Origin of the sequence: Cellulosimicrobium funkei (assembly GCF_001019615.1) — a bacterium.
In the GTDB taxonomy this organism is placed as follows: domain Bacteria; phylum Actinomycetota; class Actinomycetes; order Actinomycetales; family Cellulomonadaceae; genus Cellulosimicrobium; species Cellulosimicrobium cellulans_E.
In genome coordinates this window covers 1-15,149 of record NZ_JNBQ01000056.1, presented here as the reverse complement: position 1 = coordinate 15,149, position 15,149 = coordinate 1, and the positions used below count along the sequence as shown (strand labels likewise).

Sequence of the window (15,149 nt, the reverse complement as noted above, 5' to 3'; positions counted from 1 at the left end):
GACCCGCGCGGGGCGACGGGCGCGCCGTCGGGTCCGGGTACCCGCACCGGGCCGAGGACGCGGACGAGCGCGTCTCCCGGCGGGGTCGGGGCGTCGGGTGCGGGCACGTCGTCTGACCCTAGTCCTCGGCACCGACGGCCGGGGCCTCGTCGGCATCTGCGGCGGCGGCGGTGGGGAAGGTCAACGGCGTCCACCCGAGCGGCAGGAGGCCGGGGACCTGCGCCCGGGCACGGTCCGCCGCGTCCGACCAGCCCTGGGCCGCGGGGACGCCTGGCTCGCCCACGGCACCCTGCGCGACCCGGAGCCCGACGTCCTCGATCCGTGCGTCGGGCGCGCTGCCGCGGCGCACGCCCGCGCGCACGTTCCAGGGCCGGTCGGCCCAGCCTCCGCCCCGCAGGCTCCGGTACTCGCCGTAGCGCGCCGTGTCGGCGTAGTCCCAGCACCACTCCCAGACGTTGCCGAGCGTGTCGTGGAGGCCGAACGCGTTCGGGAGCCGGCCGGCCACGGGCCGGGGACCGTCGCCGCCGTCGTCCGCGGTCCACGCGACGGCCCCGACCGGGCCGTACCGGGGGCCGCTCGTCCCGCCGCGGCAGGCGTGCTCCCACTCGGCCTCGGTCGGGAGCCGGTACCCCGCGGAGCGCACGTCCCAGCGCACGCCCCGGCCCTCGACCCGGTACGCGGGGTCCAGGCCCGCCACCCGGGATGCCGCGTTGCACCACAGCACCGCCTCGAACCACGTCACCCCGTGCACGGGGACGTCGTCGAAAATGGCCGACAGGCCGCCCTCAGGACGCGGGCGGAGGGGGTCGGCGGCGAGGACGGCTCGGTGCTGCCCGACGGTCACCGGGGTGCGAGCGACGTGGAACGGCTCCAGCACGACGGAGCGTGACTCGCGGGTGCGCGCGTCGACGAGGTCCAACCGGCCGGCCGGGACGGGGACGAGGTCGGGAAGAGGTGAGCCCACGCCCTCGGACGCTACCCGAACCGGTGCACCGGCCGTCGGCCCCGGACTGTCAGCCGCCGCGGCGCTCCGGCCACGGCGCGTCGGCCGGACGCAGCGACGCCCAGCCGTCCGCGCGCGACGCGGCGGCGGCGAGGATCCCGACCACGGCGGACGGGTTGTGCAGCTCGCCCGCGAGGACGCCACGCAGCGCCTCGTCGAGCGGCACCCACCGCAGCTCCATGTCGAGCTCCTCGGCCTCGCGGGCGAACCGCTCGTCGTCGGGGACGGGCGAGAGGTCGCGCGCGAGGAAGACGCGCAGCGCCTCGTTGGAACCGCCCGGCGTCGTGAAGTAGTCGACGAGGACGTCCCAGCGCGCGGCCTGCAGGTCGGCCTCCTCGGCGAGCTCGCGGGCCGCGGCGAGCCGCGCGTCCTCCCCGACGACGTCGAGGAGGCCCGCCGGCACCTCCCACAGCTCGCGCCGCACCGGGTGGCGGTACTGACGCAGCAGGAGCACGCGCTCGTCGTCGTCCAGCGCGACGATCGCCACGGCGCCCGGGTGGTCGAGGTACTCCCGCGTGACGCGCCCGTCGTCGAGCTCGACGACGTCGGAGCGGAGGTCGAAGACACGACCGTGGTGCACGACCGACGTCTCGACGACGGGGCGCGGCGCGAGCGCGTCGACCGTGGGGCGCTCCGCGGGCGACGGAGCGCCCGCCACCGTGCCCACTCAGTCCGCCTGGTTCTCGAGCGCGGCGCCGATGAGGCCGGTGAACAGCGGGTGCGAGCGCGTCGGGCGCGACTTGAACTCCGGGTGCGCCTGCGTGCTCACGTAGTACGGGTGCACGTCCGCGGGGAGCTCGACGAACTCGACGAGCGACGAGTCGGGCGACGTCCCGCTGATGACGAGCCCCGCCTCCTCGAGCTGCTTGCGGTAGGAGTTGTTCACCTCGTAGCGGTGGCGGTGCCGCTCGGAGACGCGCTCCGACCCGTAGGTCTTGGCGACGACCGAGCCCGGTGCCAGCGCGGCCTCGTACGACCCGAGGCGCATCGTGCCGCCCAGGTCGCCGTCGCCGCCGACGATCGCGAGCTGCTCCTCCATCGTCGCGATGACGGGGTGGGACGTGCCGGGGTCGAACTCGGTCGACGACGCGTCGTCGATGCCGAGCACGTTGCGCGCGTACTCGATGACCATCGACTGGAGGCCGAGGCAGATCCCGAGCGTGGGGACCTTGTTCTCGCGCGCCCAGCGCAGCGCGCCGAGCTTGCCCTCGATGCCGCGCACCCCGAACCCGCCCGGCACCAGGACGGCGTCGACGCCGTGCAGCGCGTCGTCGGCGCCCTCGGGCGTCTGGCACTCGTCGGAGGCGACCCAGCGGATGGTGACCTTCGCGTCGTTCGCGAACCCGCCGGCGCGCAGCGCCTCCGTGACGGAGAGGTACGCGTCGGGCAGGTCGATGTACTTGCCGACGAGCGCGACCTCGACGCGGTGGGCGGGCTGGTGCACGCGCTCGAGGAGCTGGCTCCAGCCGTCCCAGTCGACGTCGTGGAACGGCAGGCCGAGGCGGCGCACGACGTACGCGTCGAGGCCCTCGGAGTGCAGCACGCGCGGGATGTCGTAGATGCTCGGCGCGTCGACCGCGTTGACGACGGCCTCGTTGTCGACGTCGCACATGAGCGCGATCTTGCGCTTGACCGGCTCGGGGACCACGCGGTCCGCGCGGAGCACGATCGCGTCGGGCTGGATACCGATCGAGCGGAGCGCCGCGACCGAGTGCTGCGTCGGCTTCGTCTTGAGCTCGCCGGACGGGCCGATGTACGGCACGAGCGAGACGTGGAGGAAGAAGACGTCGTCACGGCCGAGCTCGTGGCGCACCTGGCGCGCGGCCTCGAGGAACGGCTGGGACTCGATGTCGCCGACCGTGCCGCCGATCTCGGTGATGATGACGTCGACGTCCTCACCGGCCTGGGCACGCATGCGCGACTTGATCTCGTCGGTGATGTGCGGGATGACCTGGACCGTGTCGCCGAGGTACTCGCCGCGCCGCTCGCGCGCGATGACCTGGGAGTAGACCTGCCCGGTCGTGACGTTCGCGGTCGCCTCGAGGTCGACGTCGAGGAAGCGCTCGTAGTGGCCGATGTCGAGGTCCGTCTCGGCACCGTCCTCGGTGACGAACACCTCGCCGTGCTGGAACGGGTTCATCGTCCCGGGATCGACGTTGAGGTACGGGTCGAGCTTCTGCATGGTGACCCGCAGGCCGCGCGAGCGGAGCAGACGACCGAGGCTGGATGCCGTGAGGCCCTTGCCGAGCGAGGAGGCGACGCCGCCGGTGACGAAGACGTGCGCGGTGCGGTGCTCGGTGCGTGCGCCCGAGGCGTTGAGGCGGGAGGAGGGCCGGTTCAGGAGGTCTGCCACGGAACTCCATCCTAACAGCGTGCCCGACGACGGCACGCGGACCCAGCAGTGCGACGCACCACGTCCCGGGCGGGCGCTGCCGGACGGCTACCGGATCGGGTCGTCGTCGGGTGCGCCGCTCGTCCGCCCACGACGCAGGACGCCGAGCAGGGCCGCGCGGTCCCCCGCGAGCGACACCGCGACGACGACCACGCCCGCCACGACGGCGGCGAGCACCCCGACCCCGACCGCGGGCAGCCAGCCCGCGCCGTCGGGCAGGAGCGCGCCGGAGACCGCCGAGCCCGCCAGCGCACCGAGGGCGACGCCCACCGCGACGACGACGAGGGTCCGCGGCACGCCGTGCGTCGCCTCCGGACCGGCGTACCGTCGCGTCGCGACGAGGAGCCCGGCTCCCGCGACCGACATCCCGACGGCGGTCGCGAGCCCGAGCTGGAGCAGCACCCCCGCCTGGTCGCGGACACCGGTCACGGCCGGCAGGACGTAGGCGGTCGCGGCCACCACGAGCCACCCCGCGGCGGTCGCGACGACCGCGACGCGCTGGTGGTCGATCGTGTACAGCGCGCGCGAGAGGTGCAGGATCAGCGAGAATCCGACGATCCCGACCGCCATGGCCGCGACCGCACCACCGAGTCCTTCGACCGAGCCCGTCGCGATACGGGCGAACACCGCCTCGACCGCCGCGGACGCGGCGATCAGCGCCGCGGCGCCCAGGCCGGCCACGACGACCAGCGTGCGCGTCGTGGTCGCGAGGAGGCGCCGGTACGCGTCGTGGCGCGCGTGCGCGACGTGCTCGGCGAGGCGCGGGAAGGCACTCGTCGCGAGCGGGAACGCCAGCACCGCGTAGGGCAACAGATACACCTGCTGCGCGTACCAGTACGTCGGGAAGGTCTGCTCGGGCCCGAACCGGTAGGACGCGCCCAGGATCGCGAGGACCGAGAGCTGCTGCGCGACGAGCGCCCCGATCCCCGCGAACGCGAGGTTGCGGGCGCGCGCTCCTTCACCGCCGGGGAAGCGCAGGGTGGGCCGCAGCCGGACGCCCAGCCGGTGCACCGGGAGGACGAGCGGCAGCGCGAGGACCGCCACGCCCGCCGTCGTGCCCCAGCCGAGCCAGGCGATGGCCTCCTCCGAGAGCGCGGCGACGTCGTTCTGGTTGCCGTCGGCGAGCCCCGCGAACACGAGGAAGACCGCGATGACCGCGAGGCTCGACAGGAGCGGCGAGAACGCCTGCCAGAAGAAGCGCTTGTGCGCCTGCAGGACGCTCCCGAGCACGACCGCGAGCCCGTAGAGCGGCACCTGGAGGGCGAACACGCGCACGAAGGTCGCCGTGACGTCGACGAGCTCGGGGTGCTCGCGCATGAGGAGGCCGGCGATCGGCTGCGCGAGGAGCGCGAGCAGCCCACCGAGCGGGACGAGCGCGACGAGCGTCCACCCGAGCAGCGCCGAGGCGATGCGCGAGACGTCGGCGCCCGCTCGTCGGGCGATGGGTCCGGCGAGCAGCGGCACGACCGACCCGGCGAGCGCCCCTCCCGCCGCGACCTCGAACAGGACGTTCGGCAGGAGGTTCGCCGCGGTGTACGCCGACCCGACACCCTCGGTGCCGACCGCAGCGGACTGGACGAGCGACCGCGCGAAGCCGACGAGCCGGCTCGCGATCGTCACGAGCGTGATCATCGCGGCGGCGCCCGCCAGGGTGCCCGTGGCGGCGCGCAGCCGCCCCGCCCGCGCGCTCACGCCGGGCGCCGGCCCCACGTGTCCACGCGCCGCAGCACGTCGTTGCCCTCGATGACCGTCGAGAAGCTCACCTTCTCGCTCGCCAGGGTCAGACCGACCACGCCCGCGAGCGCGAGCCAGCGCACCGAGCGGGGCGCCGCGAACGCCACCTGCGAGCCGAGCGCGGCGCCGAGCGCGTTCGCGCCGCAGTCGCCGAGCATGTCGCGCTCGCCCAGGTCCCCCGGCGCCGCGGCGGCGGCCGCCCCGAGGACCGCGCCCGTCGTCGGGGCCGCGGAGGTGCCGAGGTAGGGCAGGGACGCCACCCCTGCGGCCTTGAGCGCTCGGCCCGGGCGCAGGTCGAGGAGGTTGAGCAGGTTGGCCGTGCCGGCCATGAGCGCGCCGTTCACGCCGACGTCCACGAGGTGGCCGAACGCCCCGCCCGTGCGCCGCGTCCCGATCGCCGCCGCGACGAGCGAGACGCCGCTGATCCCGAGGATCTTCATGGCGCCCGTCGTCACGCGGCCCTCGGCGAGCGCGCCGAGGTGCCCGCGCAGGCCCTTCGTCCGGGTCGACGTGTCCTCCGCGAGGTCGTCGACGAGTCCGAACGCGCCCGCGCTCGCCGTCGCGAGGGCGACCGCGCCGCGCGTGCGGGCGTCCCCCCCCGCCGCGAGCGTCCCGGCGACGAGGCCGGCCGCGACCGCCGGGCCCTCGAGCAGGCTGATCGGCTCGCCGCGGTGGTTGGCGCGCGTCCAGCGACCGGCGCCGCCCGGCGGGCGCGACGCCCCCGCGCGCCGCGCCGTCGCGGTCACGACGGCGGCGAACCCGGCCGCGGCGAGGGTGCGCAGCGCGCGCGCCACGTCAGCCCTCCCCCGCGCCGGCGGTCTGCTCGACCTCGGCGGCACCGTCGTTCGCGGTACCGCCCGCGGTGTCGCCCGCCGCGGCGTCCTGGGCGCCCGCGTCGGAGGACGTCGTGCGCGTCACCGGCGGGAGCTCGACGGCCGGCGGGAGGACCGCCGTCGCGCTCTCCTCGAACCCGAACTGCCCGACCTGGTCCGCGATGCGCGCCGCGAGGGCGAGCGGGACGTTGATCCGGCCCGGCTCCGCCTCGATCCCGCTCACGGTGGAGAGCGACGCGGCGAGGTCGTCGTTCGCCCGGATGGTCGACACCACGTCGCCGCTCACCGCGGTCGGGCCGGCGACGAGCGCCGCCTCGGCGACCTCCTGCGCGGCGACGGCCACCTGGACCTCGATGTCGACGACGTACGTGTCCGGCGCGGGCGCCTCCTCGCCCTCCGCCGCCGGGGCGGCCTGCTCAGGTGCCGGACCGCTCAGCAGCAGGACGACGTCCGCCGGGAGGGTCTGCTCGGACACGATGTCCACGAGCGCGAAGCGCTCCAGGAGCGCCTCGAGCTCGATCGCCTCCGGGCTGCGCTCCTCGGAGCTCGTCGGAGCGGCACCGGTGAGCGAGAGCGCGAGCGCGCGGGCGAGCCGCTGCTCGGGCGTCGCGTCCTGCGGGACCTCGCCCAGCTTCTCCCCGAGGCCCTCGGCCACCGTCTGGCGCGCGCTCTCCTCGTCCTGGCTCGTCCACGAGTCCGTCAGGCGGACGTGGCCGACGACCGACGCGCCGGCCGTCTCGAGCTGCTCGGCGATCGCGTCGTCCCGCTCGTTGTCCGCCCCGTCCAGGTCGACGACGGCGACGCGACGGTCCTGGAGCGACCCGGCCACGAGCTGCGGCCCTGCCGCCTCGATGTACCGCGAGTCGTCGCCGAGCGTCACGTTCGCCTCGTCGAGCTGGTCGCGCAGCTCGTTGCGCTCGGTGCGCAGCTGCTCCACCTGCCCGGTGAGCTGGTCGCCGATCGCGCCCTGGAGCGGACCGGCGCCGAGGATGATCCCGACGGCCAGGGCCAGGAAGACCGAGATCAACGAGACGATGTGGTACCTGAAGTCGATCACTGTGCGGTGGTGTCCTTCGGTTCGAGCTGCTGCGTGCTGGCAAGGTCAGGGTGCGCGGGAGCGCAGGTCGGGCGGTCGCGAGCGACCGGCGCGGGGCCGACGGCGCCGACGGCCCGGTCGGGGTCAGCCGCCGCCCGCGAAGAGCGACCCGATCCACGACCACAGGTCGTCGAACCGGGCGCCCACGATCCCGAAGAACGTCTGGCCCGCCGCCGTCGACCACAGCGCCGCGACGACGGCGAGGAGCCCCGCGATCGACAGGAGCCAGAGCTGGAGGTTGGAGATCCGGTGCCGGTACAGGCGCGAGACGCCCTTCGCGTCGACGAGCTTGCCGCCGACGCGCAGCCGCGTGAGGAACGTGCTCGCCATCCCCGCGCGGCCCTTGTCGAGGAACTCGACGAGGGTGGCGTGCGTCCCGACGGCGACGATGACCTCGGCGCCCTTGTCGTCCGCGAGGAGCATCGCGATGTCCTCGCTCGTGCCCGTCGCCGGGAACACGACCGGCTCGACGCCGAGCTCCTGGACGCGCTCCAGCCCTGGCGCCTTGCCGTCGCGGTACGCGTGCACCACGACCTCGGCGCCGCTGCTCAGCGCGCGGTCGGACACCGAGTCCATGTCGCCGACGATCATGTCCGGCTTCCAGCCGGCGTCGAGGATCGCGTCCGCGCCGCCGTCCACGCCGATGAGGACCGGCCGGTACTCCGTGATGTAGGGGCGCAGCGTCGCGAGGTCCTCGCGGTAGTGGTAGCCGCGCACCACGATGAGCACCTGCCGCCCGTCGATCGGCGTGCGGATGTCAGGGACGCCGACGCCGTCGAGCAGCAGGTCGCGCTCGCGCCGCAGGTAGTTCATCGTGTTCTCGGCGAACGACTCGATCTCGACCGAGAGGTTGGCGCGCGCCTCCTCGAGGCTGCGCGCGACCGTCTCCTCGCTCTGGAGGACGCCCTCCGCCACGAGGTCGTCGCCCAGGTAGACCTTGCCGCCGTCGAGCCGGAGCTCCCGGCCCTCGGGGACGGCCATGATCGCCGGGCCGAGGTCGTCGACCAGGACGATCCCCGCCTCGACGAGGACGTCGGGGCCGAGGTTCGGGTAGCGCCCCGAGACGGACTTCGCGGCGTTGAGGACGGCAGACGGCTTGGCCGCCACGAGGGCGTCGGCGGCGACGCGGTCGATGTCGACGTGGTCGATCACCGCGACGTCGCCGGGCTGGAGCCGCTTGGTGAGCGCCTTGGTGCGCGCGTCGACCTTGGCCGGGCCGAGCGTGCCGGACCCGGCCTCCGGCAGGGAGGCTTTGCGCAGAGTGAGTCTCATCGTGGCCTATCGTCCCACGACCGAGGACTCCAGAAGCTCCACCGCGTGGCGGCGGGCCGCGTCCGAGTCCTCCTGGCCGGAGAGCATCCGCGCGAGCTCGCGGACCCGCTCGTCCCCCGTGACCTCGCGCACACCCGTGACCGTGACCGCTGAGGCGTCAGCGGCGTCGGACCCGTCCCCCGGACCGGCGCCGGACGACTTCGTCACCACGAGCTGGACGTCGGCGAACGCCGCGACCTGCGCGAGATGGGTGACGACGACGACCTGCGTGCGCCGCGCGAGCGACGCGAGCCGGCGCCCGACCTCGACCGCCGCCTTGCCACCGACCCCGGCGTCGACCTCGTCGAAGACGAACGTCGGGAGCACCTGGCCGGTGCCGTCCACGGCGGCCGTCGCGAGCGCGACCTCGATCGCGAGCATCACGCGCGAGAGCTCACCACCCGATGCGCCCTTGCCGAGCGGCCGGGCCGGCGCGCCCGCGTGCGCGACGAGCGAGAAGGTCACGACGTCGACGCCCCACGGGCCGGGCTCCTCGGCCCGCTCGACGTCGACCACGAGGCTCGCGCCGCCCATGGCCAGCCCGCGCAGCTCGTCGGTCACCGCGGTGGCGAGCTCGGCGGCGGCGCGCTCGCGCGAGGCCGTGATCGCCGTCCCGAGGCGGTCCAGCTCCCCGTCGAGCTCGTCGCGGCGCGCGATCGACGCGTGGAGCCGCTCGCCGCCGTCGTCCAGGTCGAGGAGCCGCAGCCCGGCGTCGCTCGCCCAGGCGAGCACGTCGTCGACCGTCTCGCCGTAGCTGCGCGTCAGCGTGCCGAGCTCGGCGAGGCGTGCGTGCGCGCTCTCGAGCCCGGCGGGGTCGGCCGCGAGGTCCTCGACGTAGCCCGAGATCTCCGTGGCGACGTCGGCGAGCACGTAGCCCACCTCCGCGAGCCGCTCGGCGAGCCGCGCGAGCGCGGGGTCCGTCCCGGCCACGGACTCGAGCGCGCGGCGCGCCCGGTCGACCGAGACGACCGCGTTCTCCTGCGGCTCGGCGGCCTCGTCGCCGGCCACGGCGTCGTGCGCGAGCTGGGCAGCGACCCGCAGCTCCTCGACGTTCCCGAGCCGCGCCACGAGCGCCGTGAGCTCCACGTCCTCGCCCGGCTGGGGCGCGACGCGCTCGACCTCCGCGAGCCCCAGGCGCAGCAGCTCCGCCTCCCGGGCTCGTTCGCCGGCGCGCGTCTCGATGTCGTCGATCTCCGCCTGCAGCGCGGTCCGCTCGGTCCACGCGTCGCGGTACTGCGCCAGCAGCTCGGCGTGCGACGGCCCGGCGAACGCGTCGAGCGCGACGCGCTGCCGGCTCGCGGTCCGCAGCCGGAGCTGGTCGGACTGCCCGTGGACCGTCACGAGGTCGTCGGCAATCTCCGCGAGCACGCCCTGCGGGACGCTGCGCCCGCCGAGGTGCGCGCGCGAGCGGCCCTCTGCGGCGACCGTGCGCAGGATGACGACCGTGCCGTCGTCGTCCACCTGGCCGCCCGCGTCGTCGACCCGCTGCGCGACCGCCGGCCGGTCGGTGACACGCACGCGCCCCTCGACGACGGCGCTCGAGGCGCCCGGGCGCACCGTCGCCGGGTCCGCCTTGCCACCCATGAGCAGCCCGAGCCCGGTGAGCACCATGGTCTTGCCTGCGCCCGTCTCGCCCGTGATCACGGTCAGTCCGGCCCCGACCGGGACGCGGGCCGACCGGATGACGCCGAGGTTCTCGATCGCGATCTCCTCGAGCACGCTCACTCCTCCTCGTCCGTGACGTCCTGGTCCTCCGGCGCCCTGCTCGCCCCCGCCGCCGCGGCGCGCTCCGCCGTCGTGCCCGCCGTCGCGGCCACGCTCGCCGCGCGCTCTCGCCACCCGACCACGGGGAGCGAGAACTTGGACACCAGCCGGTCCGTGAACGGCGCCGTGCTGAGCCGCGCGAGGCGCAGCGGCGTGTCGGAGCGCCGGACCTCGACCCGCGACCCGTTGGGCAGGTCGATGCGCCGGCGGCCGTCGCACGTGAGCACGCCTGACGACGCCGAGTCGGCGAGCACGTCGACCGTGATCGTGGAGCGCGGGCCCACGACGAGCGGGCGGGCGAACAGCGCGTGGGCCGCGAGCGGGACGACGAGCACCGCGTCGACGTCCGGCCACATCACCGGCCCGCCCGCCGAGAACGCGTGCGCCGTCGAGCCGGTCGCGGTCGCCGTCACGACGCCGTCGCACCCGAACGACGACAGCGGGCGGCCGTCGACCCCGAGCACGACCTCGATCATGCGCTCGCGCTGCGCCTTCTCGACCGTCGCCTCGTTGAGCGCCCACCCCACGAGGGGCTCCGGCTCGCCGGGCAGGTAGGCGCGCACCTCGACGATCGTGCGCTCCTCGACCGTGTAGTCGTACGCCGCGAGCCGCCCCACGGCGGCGCGCAGGTCCTCGCGCTCGCTCTCGGCGAGGAAGCCCACGTGCCCGAGGTTGACGCCGAGCAGCGGCACCCCGGTCCCGTGCGTGAGCTCGGCGGCACGCAGGATCGTGCCGTCGCCGCCGAGGACCATGACGACCTCGGACTCCGCGACACCCTCGCGCGCCCGCGTGCGCGCCATGTGGTCGCCGAACCTCTCCGCGAGGTCGTCGTCGTGCAGCGTCACGGTGAACCCGGCGCGCTCGAGCTCGGTCACCGCCTCGTGCAGCGCGACGACCGCCTCGGGGCGGCCGCCGTGGGTCACGATCAGCACGCGTCGCGTCACGGTGCTCCTCCAGTCAGGGGTCGGTCGGGCGTCGCGGCGTCGGGCGTCGGGCTCGGCTCGTCCGCCACCGCCCGCGCGACGAGCACGACCGGCGGCGGGCCGCCGTCCGGTGCGGGCTGCCACGCCACCGCCGCGGCCGCGGCGTCCTCCAGCGCCGAGTCCTCGAGCGCGGCGCCGTCGGCGCGGCCGGGGTCGCCGGCCCGCAGCCACCAGAAGTACTCGCGGTTCCCGCTCGGTCCGGGCAGAGGGCTCGGCACGACGGCGAGCGGGCGCAGCCCGACGACGGCCGCGTGCCGCGCGACCGCGGCGACGACCTCGACGTGGAGGGCGGGGTCGCGCACGACCCCGCCGCTCCCGAGGCGCTCCCGGCCGACCTCGAACTGCGGCTTGACGAGCAGGAGCAGGTCGGAGCCCGGGCCCACGACGCCCGCGACGGCAGGCAGCACCATCGCGAGCGAGATGAACGACAGGTCGCCGACGACGAGGTCGGGCACGGCGCCGACGTGCTCGGGTGCCAGGTCGCGGACGTTGAGCCCCTCGTGCACCTGGACCCTGGGGTCGGCGCGCAGCGCCGGCACGAGCTGGTCGTGGCCGACGTCCACCGCCACGACCTCGCGCGCGCCCCGGCGCAGCAGGACGTCCGTGAAGCCCCCGGTCGACGCCCCGAGGTCGAGGCACCGCGCGCCGTCGACGGCGGGGGGCCGCGGCGGCGCGCCCGCGGGGTCCAGCGCGTCCAGCGCGTCGAGGACCCCGGCGAGCTTGAACGCGGCGCGCGAGGCGTAGCCGGGATCCTCGGGGTCCGGCGCCACCGCGAGCACGTCCTGGGGCCCGACGGCGGTCGACGGCTTGGTCACGACGGACCCGCCGCGCGTCACCCGGCCCGCGGCCACGAGCTCGGCGGCCTGGCGACGCGACCTCGCGAGGCCACGCCGGACGAGCTCGCCGTCGAGGCGGGCACCGGTGCGCTCCGCCACGCTCAGTCCTCCGTGCGGGCGAGCTCGGCGACCAGCGCGTCGTGCACGGCCTCCAGCACCCCCACGTGGTCGGCGGTGGCGAGCCCTTCCAGCCCGTCGAGCCGTCCGAGCGCGGCGTCGAGCGGGTTGCCGGGCAGGTCGGCGACCGCGGACTGCTCCTCGCCGTCCCGCCCGTTCGCCGGACGCTCCGGTCGTCCGCCAGGAGGCGGGCCGGGAACCGGACGCAGCGGACCGTCCGTCATGTCCTCCTCCTGTCTGGTGGCTGCACGAGCGTCGCCCGGTCCGCGACCGGGCATCCCGGACCACGCTACCGGTTGCGTCCCACGGACGGGCACGTCCGGCGGCCCGCGAGACGCGGCGCGTCGCGCCGCACGACGGTCGGGATCAGTGGGTCCCGACGGGCAGCTCGGGGACCGTCGACGGGTCCACGGGGAGCCCCGCGTCGGCCGCCGCCCAGGACGCGGCCGCCGCCGCCCGGACCGTGTCGACCGTCGCGGTCCCGCGCACGTCCAGGCGCAGCGCGCCGTCGTCGACCCGCGCCGCGCTGTCGCCGCAGGACCACCAGCCGGCGTCCGTGCGCACGGGCACCGGGTGGGGCTCGAGGAGGCTGCGCAGGTCGGCGCCCACGTAGTGCGGGCGCAGGTGCGGCTCCGCGAGGATCGTGTCCCGCGCCGTGCTCACGCCGGTGAGGACGTGCAGGCCGGGGTAACCGCCCGCGCGGGCGCCCGCGAGGTCCGTGTCGAGCCGGTCCCCGACGACGAGCGGGGCCCGCGCCCCCGCGCGCTCGATCGCGAGCCGGTACATGGTGGGCGACGGCTTGCCCGCGCTGTCAGGCTCCACGCCCGTCGCGGCGCGCACGGCACCGACCAGGGACCCGTTGCCCGGCGCGAAGCCCCGCGCGGTCGGCAGCGACAGGTCGAGGTTGCTCGCGACGTGCCACGCGCCCCGTTGGACGGCGTAGGCGGCCTCGGCGAGCTGCGCCCAGCCCAGCTCGGGCGCGAAACCCTGCGCCACGGCGTCGGGCTCCTCGTCCGCGGACTCCACGAGGACGAAGCCCGCGTCGTGGACGGCCGTCACGAGACCGGCCCCGCCGACCACGAGGACGCGCGCACCGGGCTCGAGGCGGGTCCGCAGGAGCGCGGCCGCGGCCTGCGCCGCCGTCATGACCTCGTCGGCCGAGGTGGGGATGTCGAGGCCCGTGAGCTGCTCGGCCACCGACCCGGGCTCGCGAGAGGCGTTGTTCGTGACGAACACGAGACGCAGGCCGCGGGCGCGCGCCGTCGTCAGGCCCTCCGACGCGTGCTCGATCGGCTCGTGGCCGCGGTAGGCGACCCCGTCGAGGTCGACGAGCGCGAGGTCGTACCGGTCGGCCAGCGCGACGTCGCTCCCGAGGAGCCCGGCGCTCACCGGCCCGCCTCGTCCGACGGCGCGGAGGCCCACTCCGAGTCGTCGTGCCCCGCGCCCTGCTCCTCGTCCTGCGACTCGGTCGTCTCGTCGGCCGACGCCGTGTGGTCCGGAGCCTGCGCGGCCTCGGCGTCCAGGGGTTCGGCGACCGCGTCGCCGTCCTCGTCGACCTCCTCCGTCAGGTCGTAGACCACGACGTCGTCGTCCTCGCCGAGCACCGCCGCGAGCAGGCTCGCGTCGATCCCTGCGAGGATCTCGGCAGCCTCATCGTCCCGACCCGCGACCTCGAGCACCGCCGCACGCGCCTGCAGGACCCGAGCGCCGAGCTCGCCTCGTGTCCCGATCGCGGGCACCTGCTCGAGCGCGGCGAGAGCCGCGTCCAGCTCGCCGAGGTCGACGCGCGCGCCGCTCACGACGATCGCGAGCTCGGTACGCCCGACGTCGTCGAGGGTCGCGGCCTCCTCCGACGCCGCGAGGGCGAGCGCGCGCTCCGGGCGGCCGAGCCCGCGCTCGCAGTCGGCCATGATCGGCAGGTGCTCGGAGGACCCGTTGAGGCGTCGCACCGTACGCAGCTCACGGAGCGCCTCCGCGTAGCGCCCCGTCGCGTAGGCGGTCAGACCGGCGGCCTCGCGCGCGACGTCGACCCGGCCCGCACGGCGCACGGCCGCTTGCGCGTGCTCGTACGCGAGCTCCGGGTCGGAGTCGATGAGCCGCCCGGCCATGACGAGGTGACGCCCGACGACCTCGGCCGTCTCCTTGCTCAGCGTCCGCAGCCGCCCCCGGGCCGCGCGGTCGAGCTGAGAGATCTGCACCTCGTCAGGGATCGCCGGCCCGGCAGGGTGGCGCGGCTCCGGGCGACGGTCGAAGCCGTCCCGCTCGCGCCCCGCCCCCGCACGCGGGGCGTGCCCGCGGCGATCTCCGCCCCGGCGCTCGTCACGGGGACCCGACCCGTCCCGGCGACGGTCGGCAGAGTCGCGGTCGTACCGACCGCGCTCGCCCTCCCCCGGACGCGTCGTCCGCTGGTACCCGGCGCCACGCGTCCCGGAGGTACCGCGCCCGTCACTCGCCGGTGACCGATCGTCACGACGGCCGGGACGGTCACCGCGCCCCTCGCCGTACTCGCGGCGCGACGAGCCTGCGCCCTCACCGCGCGAGCTCCACGGACGACGCTCGGCCGGGCGTCCACCGTCACGGCGTGCCCCGTCCCGACGATCGCCCTCGCGACGGTCACGGTCCGTCCGGTCGCCGGCACGACGGTCACGGCCCGGGGCACCGTCACGGTCAGGACGACCGCCCTCGGAGCGCGCGCGAGCACCATCGGGGCGACCGCGGTAGCCGCCGTCCTGGCGCCCGCGGTAGTCCCCCGAGCCGCGGCGAGCGGCGTCCCCGCCGCTGCGACGACGGTCGCCGTCCCCCGACGTCGAGCCGCCGGACGAGCTGCGGCCGGCACCCCGCGCGTCGCGGGAAGGGCCCTGTCGACCGTCGCGGCGTCCACCACGGTCGCCGCCCGACGACGGGCGGTCCGACTCGGACTCGTGGGAGGTGTCGTTCACCAGGGTTACCTCTCGTTGTGGAGTTTGCGCAGGCCATCTTCCCACGTCGGCTCCGACGTCACACGGGACGGAACGGGCGGGGAGTCCTGCGGCACGACGTCGACACGGCGGTCCCGATGAAGGCCGCCTGCGCGAAGGTCC

General features: G+C 75.8%; 13 protein-coding genes. All 13 read right to left on the bottom strand.

What is annotated here, in order from left to right:
- Positions 1–118: 118 nt before the first annotated feature.
- On the bottom strand, positions 119–964 hold the full coding sequence (locus FB00_RS20015) for a formylglycine-generating enzyme family protein (RefSeq protein WP_082141548.1): 846 nt from the start codon (positions 962–964) through the stop codon (positions 119–121).
- Between the two features lie 49 nt (positions 965–1,013).
- Complete coding sequence (locus FB00_RS20010) at positions 1,014–1,661, bottom strand: NUDIX domain-containing protein (RefSeq protein WP_047234685.1); 648 nt, start codon at positions 1,659–1,661, stop codon at positions 1,014–1,016.
- A 9-nt stretch (positions 1,662–1,670) separates the two neighbouring features.
- Entirely contained in the window at positions 1,671–3,344 is a 1,674-nt protein-coding gene (locus FB00_RS20005) for a CTP synthase (protein ID WP_231581962.1), read from the bottom strand.
- A gap of 99 nt (positions 3,345–3,443) precedes the next feature.
- Positions 3,444–5,087 (bottom strand): murein biosynthesis integral membrane protein MurJ, encoded by a 1,644-nt coding sequence (murJ, locus tag FB00_RS20000; RefSeq protein ID WP_231581961.1) that lies wholly within the window; start codon positions 5,085–5,087, stop codon positions 3,444–3,446.
- Positions 5,084–5,923 (bottom strand): hypothetical protein, encoded by an 840-nt coding sequence (locus FB00_RS19995; RefSeq protein ID WP_047234678.1) that lies wholly within the window; start codon positions 5,921–5,923, stop codon positions 5,084–5,086. The genes murJ and FB00_RS19995 overlap by 4 nt, the downstream gene beginning before the upstream one ends.
- Before the next feature lies 1 nt (position 5,924).
- Entirely contained in the window at positions 5,925–7,019 is a 1,095-nt protein-coding gene (locus FB00_RS19990; protein ID WP_052877817.1) for a copper transporter, read from the bottom strand.
- Positions 7,020–7,142: 123 nt separating this feature from the next.
- A complete protein-coding gene (gene steA / locus FB00_RS19985) occupies positions 7,143–8,330 on the bottom strand; it encodes a putative cytokinetic ring protein SteA (protein WP_047234677.1) in 1,188 nt (395 codons plus the stop codon).
- A 6-nt stretch (positions 8,331–8,336) separates the two neighbouring features.
- Positions 8,337–10,088 carry a DNA repair protein RecN gene (gene recN / locus FB00_RS19980; RefSeq protein WP_047234682.1) on the bottom strand — a complete coding sequence of 584 codons (1,752 nt, stop codon included), beginning with the start codon at positions 10,086–10,088 and terminating at the stop codon, positions 8,337–8,339.
- A gap of 2 nt (positions 10,089–10,090) precedes the next feature.
- The gene (locus FB00_RS19975; RefSeq protein ID WP_047234676.1) at positions 10,091–11,077 is read right to left on the bottom strand and encodes an NAD kinase; all 987 of its coding nucleotides are present in this window, start codon (positions 11,075–11,077) and stop codon (positions 10,091–10,093) included.
- Positions 11,074–12,051, bottom strand: a complete 978-nt coding sequence (locus tag FB00_RS19970; protein ID WP_082141547.1) for a TlyA family RNA methyltransferase — start codon at positions 12,049–12,051, stop codon at positions 11,074–11,076. Before FB00_RS19970 ends, FB00_RS19975 begins: the two co-directional genes overlap by 4 nt.
- 2 nt (positions 12,052–12,053) lie before the next feature.
- Positions 12,054–12,293, bottom strand: a complete 240-nt coding sequence (locus tag FB00_RS19965; RefSeq protein WP_047234675.1) for a hypothetical protein — start codon at positions 12,291–12,293, stop codon at positions 12,054–12,056.
- 142 nt (positions 12,294–12,435) lie between these two features.
- Positions 12,436–13,458 carry an HAD-IIA family hydrolase gene (locus FB00_RS19960; RefSeq protein WP_047234680.1) on the bottom strand — a complete coding sequence of 341 codons (1,023 nt, stop codon included), beginning with the start codon at positions 13,456–13,458 and terminating at the stop codon, positions 12,436–12,438.
- Positions 13,455–14,267 (bottom strand): hypothetical protein, encoded by an 813-nt coding sequence (locus tag FB00_RS19955; protein WP_047234674.1) that lies wholly within the window; start codon positions 14,265–14,267, stop codon positions 13,455–13,457. The genes FB00_RS19960 and FB00_RS19955 overlap by 4 nt, the downstream gene beginning before the upstream one ends.
- Between the last annotated feature and the right edge of the window lie 882 nt (positions 14,268–15,149).

What these genes read in the sequence shown, in the direction of transcription:
- steA (WP_047234677.1), bottom strand. Translation starts at nt 8,330, where the DNA reads ATGAGACTCACTCTGCGCAAAGCCTCCCTGCCGGAGGCCGGGTCCGGC.
- FB00_RS19965 (WP_047234675.1), bottom strand. Translation starts at nt 12,293, where the DNA reads ATGACGGACGGTCCGCTGCGTCCGGTTCCCGGCCCGCCTCCTGGCGGA.